1 rRNA gene is annotated in these 539 nt (G+C 54.2%); it reads left to right on the top strand.

Features of this window, described 5'->3' with window-relative positions:
• Window positions 1-539 (top strand): 23S ribosomal RNA (locus ENGE1_RS26325); the annotation flags it as partial.

The raw sequence follows: 539 nt of genomic DNA, 5'->3' as shown, positions 1-539 counted from the left end.
GCGTTGTTGGGTAGGGGAGCGTTCTGTAAGCCGTAGAAGGTGGCCTGTGAGGGCTGCTGGAGGTATCAGAAGTGCGAATGCTGACATAAGTAACGATAAAGCGGGTGAAAAGCCCGCTCGCCGGAAGACCAAGGGTTCCTGTCCAACGTTAATCGGGGCAGGGTGAGTCGACCCCTAAGGCGAGGCCGAAAGGCGTAGTCGATGGGAAACAGGTTAATATTCCTGTACTTGGTGTTACTGCGAAGGGGGGACGGAGAAGGCTATGTTAGCCGGGCGACGGTTGTCCCGGTTTAAGCATGTAGGCGGAGGTTCCAGGTAAATCCGGTACCTTTTAACGCTGAGGTGTGATGACGAGGCACTACGGTGCTGAAGTAACAAATGCCCTGCTTCCAGGAAAAGCCTCTAAGCATCAGGTAACACGAAATCGTACCCCAAACCGACACAGGTGGTCAGGTAGAGAATACCAAGGCGCTTGAGAGAACTCGGGTGAAGGAACTAGGCAAAATGGTGCCGTAACTTCGGGAGAAGGCACGCTGACG

The sequence above is a fragment of the Pluralibacter gergoviae ATCC 33028 = NBRC 105706 genome, assembly GCF_001598855.1.
Taxonomy (GTDB): domain Bacteria; phylum Pseudomonadota; class Gammaproteobacteria; order Enterobacterales; family Enterobacteriaceae; genus Pluralibacter; species Pluralibacter gergoviae.
This window is presented reverse-complemented; position numbering and strand designations above follow the sequence as displayed.